The organism is Microcoleus sp. N3A4, assembly GCF_036701805.1.
Taxonomy (GTDB): domain Bacteria; phylum Cyanobacteriota; class Cyanobacteriia; order Cyanobacteriales; family Microcoleaceae; genus Microcoleus.
Map to the genome: position 1 here is coordinate 1 of NZ_JAUBRJ010000185.1, position 1,271 is coordinate 1,271.

The following is a 1,271-nucleotide window of genomic DNA, read 5'->3' on the forward strand; positions in this document are numbered from 1 at the left end:
TGGGAAGAAAAATATAGAAAAGGTGTCTATATTCTAGATTAATTCATTCAAGTAAGCACACCTAAGTTTGAGCATTTGATTGATATTTTCACTACACCACTGAGCGCCGGAAATTTTCAATCTTCTATCAATCTGTTTGACTAATGATTCGACTGCTCCCGACCCAATAGAACAAATATTTTGGCTGGATAAGAGTTGATAGTTAACAATTCGATTCCGATGTTTTGTGACATATTTACAAAAGTTGGTAGTCTGACGACTATTGCACAACTCAAACAACTTAATGGTTTCATCTATACGACCTTGCCACAACAATTCTTTGGCTTGAGACAGCCGTTTCCTAGACCCTGCTACTTTGTACAGATTTTCTACTAAATGATACCAGTCTAAGATTTCTCGGCGATTGCCATCCGGATTGAATTTACCGATCAGATTCCAAATTCCGTCATGTCCATCACCCAAACAAGTCACTAGGGAATCTAACGGCTGACGATTGACATAATCAATCAATACTTCATTCTCTAGAAAATATGCAGCATAAAAGCTGCCATGAAGACTAACTGCTTTATAATCGAGCCAGTGAGAACCTTCCCCTTTTGCCCCTCTAATACGCACTTTTCCTCCATCCACACTGGTTTCTTTAATGGGGGCGAATGCTACTGGTTCAACCCAATCTTGATTTTCTACCAATCTATGTAAACTGGTATGACCTATTTTGACTCCCGTCTGTACCTCAATTTCTTGAGATGCCTTTTCATAGGATAACAGGGCCACTTGTCGCAGACAGCATTTCTCAAAAAAAGGGGCCAAACGAGTCGATTTTTTGAGATTTAATTTTTCTGCTTGTTTTTCGGTAATTTTTAATTCACCCACACAGCTTTTTACTGTTCGGGGACGTCCTTTGTCTGTTCCTGTGGTTTCTTTGATAAAAAAAAAGCAACTTCGGGTCCCACTATCTCTATCCATTGTTTTCTCAAGTGCCCTTCTATTGTTTCCAGGCTATCTAATGCCTCGGGGGGAGTGTTTCTGTATAAAATTTTGGCGATTTCAGCAGTATGAGCTTGTAAGCGTGCTTGTTCGTCAGGCGTCATGTTTAGTCTCTCAAAATTATTTATTGACTATTGTAACTCTTGAGACACTCTATTCTTCAGTTCCTCTAAAATCGCTGATTGACTCTAAAACATATTTTTGGAGGAAGCTAAGTGTTGGCTTTTCCCAAAAGCAGCGTATTTTATCATACTTTTGTATACTTGCAAAATCGGGATGCTCCC

General features: G+C 39.1%; 1 protein-coding gene. It reads right to left on the minus strand.

Going from position 1 to position 1,271, the window contains the following annotated elements; genetic code table 11:
- Positions 1–33: 33 nt before the first annotated feature.
- Positions 34–1,091, minus strand: a protein-coding gene (locus QUA56_RS36630) for an ISKra4 family transposase (protein WP_333368929.1) whose coding sequence is annotated in 2 segments (ribosomal slippage) — positions 34–935 and positions 935–1,091 — 1,059 coding nt in all. Because the reading frame shifts where the segments join, the coding sequence is not laid out codon by codon here.
- Positions 1,092–1,271 lie beyond the last annotated feature (180 nt).